Origin of the sequence: Sporosarcina highlanderae (assembly GCF_030433715.1) — a bacterium.
In the GTDB taxonomy this organism is placed as follows: domain Bacteria; phylum Bacillota; class Bacilli; order Bacillales_A; family Planococcaceae; genus Sporosarcina; species Sporosarcina highlanderae.
Window position 1 is genome coordinate 317,757 of the sequence record NZ_JAROCC010000001.1, and the last position, 15,302, is coordinate 333,058.

Genomic DNA, 15,302 nt, shown 5'->3' on the forward strand with positions numbered 1-15,302 from the left:
TTACAAAGCAATCTTTTAGTTGGATTACGCATACTTCTTGCGATTTATGCAAATCTAAATCCACTTCAAAAACAAACGGAGAGCCAAGATTGTATCTTGCTCTCCGTTTCTCATTTACAAATCATCAAACCCGTTCAAATCGCTCGTCTTCACGTATTGCCTTGACGTCTGTTCAAAGAAATCAGTTTTCGTATCGTCGAAGTTGTCAACATACGCACGGATCCATTTCATTGGGTTGTCAGTGAATTCCGGGTAGATTTCACTAAGTCCAAGCATACGCAGCATTTTATTTGCGCGATATTTCACGTAGCCCGCCATTTCTTCAAGGTCAATTCCGTCAATTTCTCCAAGGACATAGCGGCTCCAAATGATTTCTTGTTCGACGGAATGGCGAAACTGATCATAAATCCATTCTGTTAAAGCTTCGGTATTACACTCCGGATTTTCAGCAAGCGCTGCGCGGAATATGTCGCTGATCGCTTTGCCATGCTGCAGCTCGTCGCGGTTGATATAGGAAATCATTGTCGATGTGCCGACCATTTTCTGATGACGTGCAAGATTATAGAAGAATGCAAAGCCGCTATAGAAGAATAAACCCTCTAACAAAGTTGTGTACACCATCGCTTTCAACACCGTTTCAACCGTCGGATTCTCCGCAAATTCGTTGTAAATAGCTACGATCCGTTCATTCCTTTTCATGAGCACTTCATCCGTACGGCCCATTTCAAATGAAGCCATCTGCTTGTCGAGTGTCGTAACGGACGACAGGACGTATGCATAGCTGTGATTGTGCTCGCTTTCCTGGTCGGCGATTGTCGCCATGATTGATTTCACCGAAGGATCGGTTGCGAAATCAGCAATCTTCATCGCGACAACAGTCTGCGGGCCGTCCAATGTCGCAAGCAACCCGATAATCTTAAGAAAAGCTTCCTGTTCAGCCTTCGATAAGTTCGGAAATTGCTTCACGTCCTGCGTCATATCGACTTCATTCGCTGTCCAAAAAAGAGAGCGGATACGTTGACGCAATGTATAGAAATGGGGGTACGCAAGGTCATTCCAGTTCAAAATGCCGCTTGCTTCCCCGCCGAAAATCGCCGTTGATTTATTTGGTTGTGCCGGGTTCAATACTTTAACGCGTGCAAGTGTCGCCAATGTTGAAAAACTCCTTTCGACCATTCGATGACTTTCTTCTCTTGCGTGCCACGGGGGCTTTGTTCAATTTTGAGAGGTTCATATGTTGATCCATAAAATCGGGCGAGCTTTACGGCGGCTCCGCAAAACAGATCGTCCCCTCCAAACTGCGTATCTCCGGTTCCGAAGACGTAGACATTTTCCGGCTTGTAACCGACGTCCGCGACGAAATCCTTCACTTCGTCAGGCGTAGAGCCCTTGTCCCATGTGAATGAACCAATGATTATCGCATCGAACTCCCAGGGATCCGGCATCGGCCCGATTCCGATCCGATATACCGTCACGTCCATCCCTTCTGATAGCAGCGTCTCCTCCACGATTTCTGCCACTTCCTCCGTATTTCCGCTCCACGATGCATATGCAATCAGGAATGACACCATTCGCACTCCTCAATATCAGAAGCTGTTGACCGCATATAATACGTCGATTTCATGCCCGATTTCCACGCTTGAATATGCAAGTCTAAGAGGACGGATGCGCGGATGTTATTCGGCACGTATATATTGAATGAAATCGCCTGGTCGATATGGCGCTGCCTTACTGAGTTTTGCTTAATGGACCAGCGTTGGTCGACGATATACGCAGAACGGCGGTACACATCATACGTGTTGTGATCAAGATCCGGCGCAATGACCGGCAGTTTATAGTCTTTCTTTTCCTCGTGGTAGAACGGCTTGAAAATCGGATCGATGGAAGCGGTGGATCCTGCGATGACCGAAGTGGAGCTATTCGGCGCAACCGCCATCAAATAACCGTTCCGAATTCCGTTCGCAGCAACATCAATTCGCAGTTCACGCCATTCCATCGAGTCATAGCCACGTCGTTCGAAATATCCCCCGCTCTGCCAATCCGATCCTTCGAATAAAGGATAAGTCCCTTTTTCACTCGCCAATTCCATAGAAGCTTTGATTGTTAAATAGGCAATTTTTTCATACAGTTCATCCGCGTAGTTGACCGCTTCGTCCGATTCCCATTGTATATTTTTCAAAGCAAGAAGATGATGCCAGCCGAATGTCCCGAGCCCAATGCCCCGGTAACGTGTGTTTGTTCTTTGCGCCTGGACGACAGGTATTTTATTCAAATCAATAACGTTGTCTAACATGCGCACTTGAATCGTGATGAGGCGTTCCAACACATCTGCCGGCACGGTACGGCCAAGGTTAATGGACGACAAGTTACAGACGACAAAATCACCGGGCTTTGATCGGGTTACGACGATATCATCTTCGAGCGTAACCGATTCAAATTTCGTCGGGCTCATATTTTGCATTATTTCTGTACAAAGATTGCTCGAATACACCATACCTTCATGCTTATTCGGGTTCGCCCGATTCACTTCATCCCGGTAAAACATGAACGGAGTTCCCGTTTCAAGCTGGCTGCGCATGATGCGTTTCATGATTTCAATCGCAGGCACAGTCTCCTTTGACAATTCCGGGTGGTTGGCACATTCCTCGTATTTCTCACGGAACGAACCGGCACCTTTCCTTTCATCATAATAATCTTCCAATGAATAGCCCATCACCGTGCGCACTTCATGCGGATCGAATAAATGCCAGTCACCTCGCGCTTCGACTTGCTCCATGAACAGATCCGGCAAGCAGACGCCTGTGAAAATATCATGTGCACGGAGGCGATCATCGCCGTTGTTCAGCTTTAAGTCGAGGAATGTGAATATATCCTTATGCCATACATCGAGGTAAACCGCAATCGCCCCTTGACGCTGACCAAGCTGATCGACGCTGACAGCTGTGTTGTTAAGCTGTTTAATCCACGGAAGAACGCCGCTTGATGCACCTTTGAAACCGCGGATGGAGGACCCGCGCGAACGGACTTTACCCATATAAACTCCTATTCCTCCGCCATATTTCGATAGATTCGCAATATCCGTATTGCTGTCATAGATTCCTCGAAGGGAATCGTCGACGGTGTCGATGAAGCAGCTTGATAGCTGGCCATGCGGCTTGCCTCCATTCGCAAGCGTCGGCGTCGCGACTGTCATATACAAATTGCTCATCGCCCAATAGGCTTCAGCCACTTTTCCAAGACGGTTCTCTGTTTCATTTTGCATAAGTGTCATCGCGATGATAAGCCAACGTTCTTGCGGGAGTTCTACAGGCTGTTTATTGAAGTCAACAGCGGCATACCGGTCCATCAATGTTTTTAAGCCGATATAGGTGAACAGCTTGTCCCGCTCGGGGTCGATGAAGTTGCCGATCGTTTGCAATTCTTCACACGAATATTTATCCAATAATTCATTTGCATAGAGGCCTTTTTCTACTAACCGTTTAACATTCTGTGCGAAATCCGTATACACTTTCGCACCACGCTGGCTTTCCTGGCGGGAATAAACCTCTTTTAGATAAATCCTTGCAGCAACGAATGTCCAATATGCTGATGCTTCATCAATATTGCTGAGCGCCTCTAAAATCATTGCTTTCGACCAATCAGATCCTATTCCATCAGGATGTCGTTCCAGCCATTTCTGACTGGCTTCTTCCAACACGGCCAAGCGTGCTTTCTCGAACTCTATCTCCAAACTCCCCAATATGCTTGCAACATCCAATTTTTCACGAATCAACGTCATCAAGTGATTCCTCCTTTAATGCACAATACAAAAAAGCGATGAATCCACCTCTTCGGTAGAGTCATCGCTCATGGTTTTTGATGTTGGAAACAGATCGGGGCCCCGCCTAAAAAATGAAAGCAAAAAACCCGCTCGCTTCCACCTCTCAACCCCCGAAGAAAGTGTCGCTTGACGATGGACGGCAGGTCTACTGGCTTTCGCTTCATCCTTCCATCTCCCTTCCCACAGCTAAATGCTGCAGTGGTTTTGAGACGGTTGTTAGCGAGTACAGTTGCGGGGACAGCTCCGATTTGCGGATTCCCTTTTAAACCGATAACGGTACCATTCCATCGTTCAATACTATATATTGTGCTGTTATGTACTTCACTACCCTAACATGTTGTGTTTTAATCGTAAATAGGTAGAAAGATATTTTTCAAAATCGTACCACTATACTTTACACTCACCGTGTGTGACAATAATCGTCAAAAGGAGGTTTTCAAATGGCTGATTTAAATGCAATGATGGCTTGGACTTTTACAGAAGAAGTTCCGGTTCCTAGCGAGATTAAAGAAATGCTCATCGAAGGTGAAGTGGCGGAAGTTGCTTATAAAACAATCCGTGACGTTGCTGTAGTAACGAATAAGCGATTTATCATCGCGGATAAGCAAGGTCTGACAGGTAAAAAAGTGGAGATTTATACAATCCCATTCAAGTCAATCAATATGTATTCATCTGAAAACGCTGGACGTATAGACTTTAACGCTGAAATTGAATTATGGACGAAGGCAGGAAAGTTTAAATTAAATCTTAATAAAAAAGTCGATGTCCGCAAACTTGATAAAATCATAGCAGCGGCAATCTTATAAGAAAAGAGCCGTGCAAGTAAATGCATGGCTCCTATTTATTCAAATCGTAAGGCGATAGCGCATTTGTCCGATTCACAAAAATGATTCCATCGTATCGGCAGCCGACCCTTGATGGCACATAATTTCCAAACGCCTCAAACTCCGGATTGTAGACGACCCCGATAGCCCGATGGCCGATCCATTCGTTGAATAAATGACGGTTTTCCTCTGTGAATAATATGACTTGATCATCTGCCTTTGCCGCATGCATCTGACCTTCCCATGAATTGAACTTGGCAGGTGGGACTTTCATCTTTTGTAACGGTTCGCCCCAACCTTCGCCGGCAATGACGGTTCCTTCATACGTACCAAAGCCGATGGCAAATGTGTTATCCCTCCCATATTTCTCCCGGATGAGCTGCCCGACATTGATCATATCATGGTCGGCCATCGATGTTTCCAACGCATCGCCGACATGAGTATTATGCTCCCAGATGATGATTTTAGCGTCATCGCCATGGTAGTTCAATAGTTCACCGACCGCCTCCACCATATGCATATCACGGATATTCCACGAGATGGCATCGTCCTGCATCATCGCGCGATAATACGATTCAGCATTTTTCGCGACCAATGCATTCATCGTTATGTTCAAATCCTTTTCCTGCTCGTTCGAATAAAGATCTTCATGGCTACGGATGGTCGTCAGCAAGTTCGTAACCTCGCGAATGCACTCATCCGAAAAATGGACGGTCGACAATGCATAATGCTCAGGCATTCGGTTGTACGGCTCAAAACAGGAAAATGCCTTTCTTGCCATCTCCAAGTCCGCATTATAAGTGGGATTTTCCTGAAGAAAATGCAACACTTCATCAATCGACTCATAAAGACTGTACATATCAATCCCGTAAAACCCTGTTTTATCAGCTGCATCCTTTTCTTCATTTTCACGCTTCAACCATTCAATAAGCTCCCCAACTTCTTCATTCGCCCACATCCATGTCGGCCAGCGATTGAAGGATTGTGACAGCACTTGCCGAGCGGTTTTTCCCTCTTCATCAAAGCCTTTCACATAGCGGTTAACCGCCTGAGCGGATGGCCAATCACCTTCTACTGCAATGATGGTGAATCCTTTTTCCTGAATAAGCCGTTTCGATAATGCCGCGCGAACTTTGTAAAACTCTGAAGTTCCATGCGTCGCCTCACCTAATAGGACAATCCGGGCTTCCCCAATTGCGTCCATTATCGTATCAAACGCTTGATCATTCAACGGAAAAGCGTTCTCCTGTATCGCGGCGATCAATTTTTTCGACAAATCAATCCCTCCTCTGCAGATAGCATACCCATGGGAAGGGGATGGAAACCGGGAGAGCGGTGGATGAGGGTGATGTATAGTTGGGAAGATGGTTATCACCACTTAAACAGGGTTTATCACCACTTAGGCAGCGGTTATCACCGCTCATCGAGGGTTTATCACCACTTAAGGTAAGTTTATCACCGTTTAACTAATTTTCTCCCCCAAATACCGCCCCCGATAGGAGCGGTTTCAAAAATAATCCCTATTTATCCTCAATTTCCAGCATCAATTCTTCATCATCCTGCATCACATTAAAAATCCACATATGTTCATTCTCGTTAAAAGAAATCTTCTGAATGACATAAAAGCCAAATGCCGATTCTCCATCGGCCATTTCCAACACTTTCCCAACTGCCTGCGACTCTGAGAGGCGCGCGCCCGATGGCTTATAATCCGGCATGATCTCCACGAACTTTGCACTTCCCTGTCCCGGATAGGACGTCTTGATACCTCCGGACGCCTCAACTTTCACTCGCTGACCAACTTTTAGCTTATCCGCTTCAGGGAACTTGTAGAAGACGGCGCCTTCCGTTCCTCCCGCCACAAAAATTTTCCCTTCCCCGGCGGATAAAATAAAACCACCATCCGTCACAGGGGTATCGGTGAATTGTTTTTCAGGAATGATAATACTTGATTCACCCGGTTCAGCAACCATTCGGCCATCTTGTTCAAAGTGGAACTTTTTGTCCGGGAACATTCCCTTTAGTTCCTTCTGCTGCTCCGGTTTCAGAAAGTCATGGTTTATCTCCACAATCCCTGTAATTGTATTGACGGATAAACCATAAGATCCTCGATCTATTTTCATCCCCTTCAACGCTTGCGCCACTTTATCCTGCAAAGTATACAGTTCCTTTTGCGTATGTGGGCTACGGAAAATATAGATCGGCTCCGCCAAGATTTCGCCTGCATCCACTTTCGGTTGCAGCTCATCAAGCAACTTCTGAACGCGCTCGTCCGGATTCTTCACGCCAATCCAAATACCGGGTTGTGTCGCCCCACTCATCTGATTTTCGAAAAAGAGGATTCCTGCGTTTTCAAAACCTTCGTAGCCTCCATAAACCTTTTCAACAGCCTCTATTGCGGTCGGTCCTTCAATCGCCTGCACCGCCATATCCTCTGCCAATTCAGGAGTCGGCTTGCCGAATAATCCTTCTTTATATTCGTAGCTTTCTGTTTGTGCAACAGCTGCTTTCTCGCGATCAGGCGATTCTTGTACAGATTGTTTCAATTCAGCAATGATTTCACGACCACTCACTTTTTTCAATGTCCGCCATGCGCTATCTTCAACCGAGCCGTTTTTTGATGATGCCCCCATTTCAGAAGTTCCACATGCGCCTAAGAGTAAAATTCCTAACATCGGTACTATTAATCTACCTTTCATTCTAAAACCTCCCAATCAACAAATTAGACGGATGATTCAAACTAAAGTTACGCCAATGCCCATTGACACCCGGCCACCGATTTGTGGGAGCCTGGCGAAGTAGATTCGTGAGGTTTTGCTTACAATTCGGCCTCTCCGCAATACAACTTTCCATAGCAAAAAAGTTTATCACCACTTAGCCACAATTTATCACCACTTAAAGGGAGTTTATCACCACTTAAGCAGCACTTATCACCATTCGACAAATTTCCACCATAAAAACAACCGCCCTAAAAAGGACGGTTGCCAATAGAACTTCTATTCATCTGCAACTTCGAGTGTTCCTTCTCCGTCGTCCGGCAGAAGCTCGAAAATCCATTTCTTTTCATTCTCATCAAAAATAACCTCATTAATTACGACATAGCCATTTGATAGCCTTTCACCCGAAATCTCCAAAGCTTTCGCCACGACCTGGGACTCGGAAAGCTTCGCATTCACGGGCTTGTAGTCCGGCAAGATTTCTACAAATTTTGCAGTCCCTTGCGAAGGATAGGATTCCATCATGCGGCCTGATGCTTCCACTTTCACTCGCAGGCCGACTTTCAACTTGTCAGCTTCAGGGAATTTGTAAAACGCAGCAGTTTCATCTGGACCAGCTACCAAGAACTGCCCTTCACTAACAGACAGTATAAATCCACCATCCATGAGTGGAGTGTTAGTGTATATTTGGTCAGGAGAAATAAGCCTTGATTCCCCGGGAGCTGCTACCATTCTTCCATTTTGCGTGAAATTGATTGTTTGGTCGGCGAATTGTTGGCGCAGCTCCTCTTGCTGCTCCGGCATGAGAAAATCATGGGAAACTTCAATCTCACCAGTAATGATATTGACATACAGCGCATAAGATCCCTGTTCCGATTCCATCCCTTTCAACGCCTCTGCGACTTCATCCTGTAAATCATACAATTCCTTTTCCGTATGAGGGCTGCGGAAAAAATAGATTGGTTCTGCCAAGATTTCGCCCGCATCCACTTTTGGTTGCAATAGATCGAGCACTTGCTGAACGCGTTCATCCGGTTCCTTTAACCCGATCCAGACACCAGATTGTTCAGCGCCTCTCGTCTGAAGTTCGATGAAGAGGACTCCTACATCACGAATGCCACCTTCCCCGTAAACTTCTTCCACCGCCTGGCTTGCAGCGGGTGCCTCAATTGCTTTGACCGCCAAATCCTCTACCAATTCTTTTTTAGGCTTCTCATATTCGGGGGGCGTTTCAATGGTGGCCGACTTGTCTCGCTTAGGCGTCTCTTGAGCGGTTTGCTTTAATTCCGCAATGATTTCTCTCCCACTCACCGTCTTCAACGTTTTCCATTCTTCAACACTATCTCCAACACTACCTTCAACACTATCTTCAACCGCGACATTTTTCGGGGATGCATCTGTTCCGCATCCACCTAACAATAAAGCAGCACATAATATAATTGATAACTTATAATTCATGTCAAAACCTCCCATTAACGGATTAGACGGACGATTCATACAAAAGTTTCAGCCGCCCATTGACACCCGGCCACCGATTTGATACATTCAACTACAATATCGATGACGAAGAGAGTAATGATTCTGCCCTTCCATAGCGAGCCGGGGTTGGTGGGAGCCTGGCGAAGATGAATTATGAAGCGCACTTCGTAGATGCTTTTCTGAATGAAGTAGGAGAAGCCGGTGTCTCGCCGTTAGGAGAAAGGGGCCTCTACCCATATTTGACAGGGGCAATTTGAGTGGTACCGCGGAACAAGCTTTCGTCTCATTTATTGAGATCGAGGGCTTTTTATTTTATCTAAAAAGGGGTTCGTGTATATGAAAAAGGAAATTCTACAAGCTTTACAATCAGTCAGCCAGATTCCATTGGAGGAGTATATGTTGGAGCGCCCGGCGCATGCACAGTTAGGCGATTTTGCATTGCCTTGTTTTCCTTTCGCAAGGGTCTTGCGGAAATCACCAGTCGCCATCGCTGAGGAGATTGTCGCTTCAGTTAAACATCCATTGATAAAGAGAGCCGAAGCTGTGAATGGGTACGTCAATCTTTTCCTAAACCGGGAAGTCATTGCTCATACGCTCATTCAAACAATCTTGCAACAATCGGCCTCATTTGGTTCTACCAATGAAGGCGACGGCGGGGTTGTGTCGATTGATTTATCATCTCCGAATATAGCGAAACCGTTTTCCATGGGCCATCTGCGTTCCACGGTCATCGGGAATTCTATTGCTTTATTGCTCGACAAGAATGGCTATACCCCTGTGAAAATCAACTACATCGGTGATTGGGGAACTCAATTCGGAAAGCTGCTCACTGCATATCGAAAATGGGGCAATGAGGAAGATGTCCGTCAAGCTCCAATCGAGACATTACTGAGATTGTATATCCGTTTTCATGAGGAAGCGGAGAAGGATTCATCCTTGAACGACGAAGGACGCGCAGCATTCAAAGCATTGGAGGATGGCGATACCGACGCACTTGCCCTTTGGGACTGGTTCAAGACTGAGTCGTTGAAGGAATTCCAGCGAATTTATGATCTTTTAGGCGTAACTTTCGATTCGTACAACGGCGAAGCGTATTACAATAACAAAATGGAACCTGTCGTCCAAGAGCTTGAAGACAAAGGTCTATTGGTTGAATCTGACGGCGCCATGGTTGTGGAACTTGAAGAAGGAATGCCGCCTTGTTTGATTAAAAAATCAGATGGCGCAACGTTGTACGCAACACGGGATTTGGCCGCTGCTATTGACCGGAAAAATAAGTATGACTTTGTTAAATCCGTATACGTAGTCGGGAATGAACAAAGCCTGCACTTTACGCAGGTGAAAGAGGTTTTGGGGAAATTGGGGCATGAATGGGCAAAGACAATCGTGCATGTACCATTCGGACTCATCTTGCAAGGCGGGAAGAAGATGTCGACGCGTAAAGGAAAGATTGTACTTCTTGAAAAAGTGTTAAAAGAAGCAATCGAACTCGCAAAGAAAAACATCAAGGAGAAGAACCCTACGCTTGCCCATCAATCTGAAGTAGCTGAAGCAGTTGGTGTCGGGGCCGTTTTATTCAGTGACCTGAAGCAACATCGGAAGCATGATATCGAATTCAACTTGGAAACGATGCTGCAGGTCGAGGGCGAAACCGGACCGTACGTCCAATATGCGAACGCGCGGGCCCATTCGATTTTGCGTAGAGTCGGTGAAATTGATTCATTCACTATAAACGAAGTGAACGATCATGAATGGGAGACAATCAAGCTGCTTGAACAATTTCCACAGGCTGTCAAACGGGCGGCTGACGATTTGGATCCTTCAATTATCGCGAAATACGCTATTGACCTTGCACAAGCGTTCAATTCGTTTTACGGGAATGTCCAAGTATTGACCGATCATGGAAATTTGCCTTATCGCGCTGCCCTCATCGAAACTGTCACAATCGTCTTAACGGAATCAATGCGATTGTTAGGAATGCAGTCGCCGAAAGAGATGTGATCAATCAAAAAGAAATCGTCCCACCATTCACTGGCGGGACGATTTCTTTTATTCAATTATTCTTCCTCCCAGCATTCCGCGCCTTTCAACCCTGAAATCGTTTTCGCTTTAAATACCGGGTCTTTTCCTTGTTTTCGCTGTGCTGTATAGTCCTCCAACACTTTAAAGGCCACCTTGCCCAAAAGCAGAATGACGAGTAGATTAATGATCGCCATCAAGCCCATGAACAAATCCGCCATACTCCAAACGATATCCACTTTCGCCATCGCACCGAACATTACCATGCCAAGGACCGCAATTCGGTAAAGCGTCATCCATGACTTATGCGTTTTAATGAATTCGATATTGGTTTCTCCATAATAGTAATTTCCGATAATCGAGCTGAATGCGAAGAACATGATCGCAATCGCGACGAAATAGGGCGCCCATGATCCGACGTGAACAGCCATGGAAGACTGCGTCAAGATGATACCGCTCTCTTCCCCTTTGTCGTACAAGCCTGCAAGGATAATGATGAAGGCCGTCGCTGAACAAATAATGATCGTATCAAAAAACACGCCAAGACTTTGAACAAGCCCTTGTTTCGCCGGATGCGTTGCAGTCGCCGTCGCCGCAGCATTCGGGACACTACCCATACCCGCTTCGTTTGAGAATAAACCACGTCTGATACCTTGCATCATCGCAGCACCAACACCGCCACCAGCAATTTCTTTAATGCCAAAAGCATGTTCAAAAATCAATGCAATCATCGTGGGAACTTCCGTTATATTGACGAAAACAACGTACAGGGCGATGAGCAGATAAAATACCGCCATGATTGGAACAATCGCCTGTGTCACTTTGACGATCCGATGCACACCGCCGAAAATAATGATTGCTGTCAGTACAACAAGACATAGTCCGACGACCCAATATGGTAGATTGAAAACATCATGGAACGACTGACTGATCGTGTTTGATTGAACCGAATTAAAGATAAACCCAAAGCACAATGTCAGCAGAATCGCGAAAACGACACCCAACTTCCGAAGTCCGAGCGCCTTCTCCATGTAATAGGCCGGACCTCCGCGAAATGAATTGCCATCGCGTACTTTATATACTTGAGCAAGCGCACTCTCCACGAACGCCGTCGCCATCCCGATTACGGCAATGACCCACATCCAGAAGACTGCACCCGGTCCACCAATCCCGATTGCAAGCGCAACCCCGGTGACATTTCCCGTACCTACACGTGATGCAGCACTGATTGTAAATGCCTGAAACGCAGATACCCCGTGGTCGCTCCCCTTCTTCTCGAAGATTAGGCGAAACATTTCCCCAAACAAGCGGAATTGGACAAACTTCGTTCGAAACGTAAAGTAAACACCAATGAGCAAGAGAAGTCCAATTAGTATGTACGTCCAAATAAAATCATTCGCCGGCCCAACCAGCCACTCCAAAATCCCCATGAACAACACTCCTTCAAATTCATACATCTCCCCCAATCTTTACCCTTATCTCATTCAAAAATCACCTTATTGAAAAATAAAAGCAAACGAGTCAGCGTTGACTCGCTTGCTTTTGAAGTTATCACCGCTTAAGCGGGCTAATCAACGCTTACCAAGGGCTTACCACCACTTAGAGCGGATTTATCACCTCTTAGACCGAGGTTATCACCACTTAAATTGGCTTTATCACCACTTAGATCGAGGTTATCACCACTTAGCGCAAAGTTATCACCACTCAGCCCCTCAGAGTGCCGCTTTTACTGTTTTGCGATAATACCCGACAGTCAAAAAGGCGAACACGAGATAGATCAACGCGTAAATGCCCATAGCGATTGTTGCTGGAACCGTAATATCGGACATGAACATGAAAGATGCCGCTTTTATCGCAAAAATGGAGTGTAGCAAACCAATCAACAACGGCAGGCCGAAAACGAACACTTGCTTACGAACAATGCCCCGCATAATATCTTGCACAGTGAAGCCCAATTGGCGCAACGTTGCGTAGCTGCTTCTTTCCTGCTCCGCCTCCGTCATTTGCTTGAAGTACAGAATGCTCCCTGTTGAAATGAGGAACACGAGTCCAAGGAAGCCAGCTATGAAAATGTATAGTCCATTGTTTTCCATCGAAGAGACATACTGCGAATAATAATCAAATCTAACCCGATCATTTTTCTCATTAATGCGCTTAAAGATGGCAGATGCCTCGACAAGTTGGTCCCAATCAGACACATTGATGGCATAGATAGATGCAATGCGGGAGCCGTTTTTATCTTTCAGAAATAAGTCTTTTAATTCTTGATAAAATGCGTCTTTCACGACAAGTTGTGTCGACGCTGAAGAATTTACTGCATTTCCTTCGTTCACTTTTACGACTTTCATAGATTCTATATCATCATTCGTTAACTCCACATTGAACGGCACATCCATCGTTTTCAATAACCAGTAGATGCCCGCATCGTAAAGGTACGCGGCATCGGATTCGGAAACTTCAATGTCCACACCTGCTTGTTGCAATTGTTTGTCGCTAATAATAGTTGCCCTAAATGATGTGGATATCAGTTCCAGTGCACTTCCCTCTTCAAATTCACCTTCCACTTGTAGAGTCTCAACCGTTGAATACGTATAAGAAATATTTTGCTTGTCCAGTTCGCTGATAAACTTTGCGGACGCTTCTTGACCGTCCTCATACCAAAAATCATCAAAAGAAAAGTCAAAAGGATATACAAGGCGAAGTTCCTTTTCCGTCGAATAATAAAGGGAATACACACCCGCCAACATCGTCAAAGTCATCGCGGACAATACTGTGATGATCGTCAATGAGTTCGCATTGCCCTTCATCCGGTGCATGATTGGCGCAATCGACAAACTGTTATTCAACCCAAGATGACCTTGTTTCCGTTTTCGGATCTGGTAAAGCAGCCAGCCGATTGCCACCCGGAACAATAAATAAGTACCAAGGATTGTCGTAAACAAGACGACAATCATATTGATCAATAGCAATGCATTCAACATCCGGCCAGACAACCAATAGCCGAATGTGATGAGCACCATTCCTAAAATCGCAAGAAATGCTGACCTAAACGCTTTCGGTTTTTTCGGATGCTCACCTTTTTTCTCGGCATTGAATAACCCTAACAATGTGTTGCGGTAAACAGCGACAACCATTTGGATTGACGTCAGAATGATGATCGCTATAAACACGATGACTGTTTGGATGACAGCAGCCGTCGAGAACTCCACTTCGATAAATCCATCAAATCCGATGGTTTTCATTAACAACAATAAAAATACGCGAGACACTAAGATTCCTATGCAAATCCCAATGGCTAACGCCCCGGCGCTTAGCAAGGAATTTTCGATAATCAACAGACGTGAGACTGACCCTTTTGTCAGGCCGATCAATTGATACAACCCGATTTCACGGCTTCTTCTCTTCAAGAAGATTGCATTTGCATAGACGACGAAAATACCTGCGATGAATAATAATAGAATTCCTGCCACTTTGAATGCCGCACCCATGCTGCCGCCCGATCTTTCAACAACCGAAGGATCATGCTGCAAGGTCGCAAAGACGAAGTATAGGACAACACTTAAAATAAGCGCAAAAAAGTATAAATAATAATGCTTGATGTTTTTCCGCATGCTGCGGATGACAAGTTCAAAGAGCGTCAACGCTGTCACCCCCGAGGACACCTTGCACTTTCAGGATTTCCTGGAAGAAGGCCTGTCTCGTTTTGTCGCCGCGGTATAGCTCTGAGTAGATGTTGCCGTCTTTTAAGAAGACAACCCGGCTGCAGTAGCTCGATGCGACAGGGTCATGTGTCACCATCATGATTGTGACACCTTGGTGTTTATTGACATCCTCTAATGTCCCTAATAAGGAAGATGCCGATTTCGAGTCAAGCGCGCCTGTCGGTTCATCCGCAAAAACCATGGACGGTTTGTTGATAAGCGCACGTGCCGCCGAGGTCCGTTGCTTTTGTCCACCCGAAATTTCATGTGGATATTTATCCGCTAACTCTTTAATGCCTAATATGTTTGCGATTGTGTTGAATTGATCTTCCGCCACCCGCTTTTTCATTTTACCGAGGGAAACTGGCAAGAGGATATTTTCTTTTACCGTCAATGTATCTAAGAGATTATAATCTTGGAAGATGAAGCCTAATTTGTCACGCCTGAATGCAGACAGCTCACGCTCTTTCATCTTCGAAATATCCGTATCTCCAATGAATATCGAGCCTTCCGTCGTGCGGTCGATCGTCGCTAAAACGTTCAACAACGTCGTTTTCCCAGCGCCTGAGGCACCCATGATTCCGACGAATTCCCCTTCCATTACCCGCAGGTCGATCCCCTTCAATACTTGCTGCACATTGCCCCGCGTCCCGTATGATTTCCGGACATTTTGAGCATATAAAACTGTTTTATGTTGGTCCATCATTGTACCCTCCCTGTTTGCTATATCCTTATCTTAACG

At 45.7% G+C, this 15,302-nt stretch carries 11 protein-coding genes, 1 riboswitch and 1 other annotated feature; of the genes, 2 read left to right on the forward strand and 9 right to left on the reverse strand.

Annotated elements, in window-relative coordinates; all coding sequences use genetic code 11:
• Positions 1 to 114 precede the first annotated feature (114 nt).
• From P5G49_RS01415 to P5G49_RS01425, 3 genes are read right to left on the reverse strand one after another with little or no spacing between them, the layout of a single operon-like run.
• On the reverse strand, positions 115 to 1,176 hold the full coding sequence (locus P5G49_RS01415; protein ID WP_435877166.1) for a ribonucleotide-diphosphate reductase subunit beta: 1,062 nt from the start codon (positions 1,174 to 1,176) through the stop codon (positions 115 to 117).
• Positions 1,122 to 1,571 carry a flavodoxin gene (locus tag P5G49_RS01420; RefSeq protein ID WP_301241678.1) on the reverse strand — a complete coding sequence of 150 codons (450 nt, stop codon included), beginning with the start codon at positions 1,569 to 1,571 and terminating at the stop codon, positions 1,122 to 1,124. Before P5G49_RS01420 ends, P5G49_RS01415 begins: the two co-directional genes overlap by 55 nt.
• Complete coding sequence (locus P5G49_RS01425) at positions 1,556 to 3,778, reverse strand: ribonucleoside-diphosphate reductase subunit alpha (RefSeq protein WP_301241679.1); 2,223 nt, start codon at positions 3,776 to 3,778, stop codon at positions 1,556 to 1,558. The genes P5G49_RS01420 and P5G49_RS01425 overlap by 16 nt, the downstream gene beginning before the upstream one ends.
• 163 nt (positions 3,779 to 3,941) lie before the next feature.
• Positions 3,942 to 4,120, reverse strand: a riboswitch (cobalamin riboswitch).
• Between the two features lie 140 nt (positions 4,121 to 4,260).
• Here P5G49_RS01425 and P5G49_RS01430 point away from each other — a divergent pair.
• Positions 4,261 to 4,626, forward strand: coding sequence for a PH domain-containing protein (locus P5G49_RS01430; RefSeq protein WP_301241680.1), 366 nt, complete (start codon positions 4,261 to 4,263; stop codon positions 4,624 to 4,626).
• A 31-nt stretch (positions 4,627 to 4,657) separates the two neighbouring features.
• Here P5G49_RS01430 and P5G49_RS01435 read toward each other — a convergent pair whose 3' ends face one another.
• The 3 genes from P5G49_RS01435 to P5G49_RS01445 form a co-directional block, all read right to left on the reverse strand.
• On the reverse strand, positions 4,658 to 5,920 hold the full coding sequence (locus P5G49_RS01435; RefSeq protein ID WP_301241681.1) for an erythromycin esterase family protein: 1,263 nt from the start codon (positions 5,918 to 5,920) through the stop codon (positions 4,658 to 4,660).
• A gap of 244 nt (positions 5,921 to 6,164) precedes the next feature.
• On the reverse strand, positions 6,165 to 7,343 hold the full coding sequence (locus tag P5G49_RS01440) for a DUF3221 domain-containing protein (protein WP_301241682.1): 1,179 nt from the start codon (positions 7,341 to 7,343) through the stop codon (positions 6,165 to 6,167).
• Between the two features lie 297 nt (positions 7,344 to 7,640).
• The gene (locus tag P5G49_RS01445; RefSeq protein WP_301241683.1) at positions 7,641 to 8,819 is read right to left on the reverse strand and encodes a DUF3221 domain-containing protein; all 1,179 of its coding nucleotides are present in this window, start codon (positions 8,817 to 8,819) and stop codon (positions 7,641 to 7,643) included.
• 93 nt (positions 8,820 to 8,912) lie between these two features.
• Positions 8,913 to 9,129, forward strand: a binding site (T-box leader).
• A gap of 47 nt (positions 9,130 to 9,176) precedes the next feature.
• Here P5G49_RS01445 and argS point away from each other — a divergent pair.
• Entirely contained in the window at positions 9,177 to 10,841 is a 1,665-nt protein-coding gene (gene argS / locus P5G49_RS01450; RefSeq protein WP_301241684.1) for an arginine--tRNA ligase, read from the forward strand.
• Between the two features lie 56 nt (positions 10,842 to 10,897).
• Here argS and P5G49_RS01455 read toward each other — a convergent pair whose 3' ends face one another.
• The 3 genes from P5G49_RS01455 to P5G49_RS01465 form a co-directional block, all read right to left on the reverse strand.
• Positions 10,898 to 12,289, reverse strand: coding sequence for an alanine/glycine:cation symporter family protein (locus P5G49_RS01455; RefSeq protein ID WP_301241685.1), 1,392 nt, complete (start codon positions 12,287 to 12,289; stop codon positions 10,898 to 10,900).
• A gap of 282 nt (positions 12,290 to 12,571) precedes the next feature.
• Positions 12,572 to 14,509 (reverse strand): ABC transporter permease, encoded by a 1,938-nt coding sequence (locus P5G49_RS01460; protein WP_301241686.1) that lies wholly within the window; start codon positions 14,507 to 14,509, stop codon positions 12,572 to 12,574.
• Complete coding sequence (locus P5G49_RS01465; RefSeq protein WP_301241687.1) at positions 14,487 to 15,263, reverse strand: ABC transporter ATP-binding protein; 777 nt, start codon at positions 15,261 to 15,263, stop codon at positions 14,487 to 14,489. Before P5G49_RS01465 ends, P5G49_RS01460 begins: the two co-directional genes overlap by 23 nt.
• Positions 15,264 to 15,302: the final 39 nt, after the last annotated feature.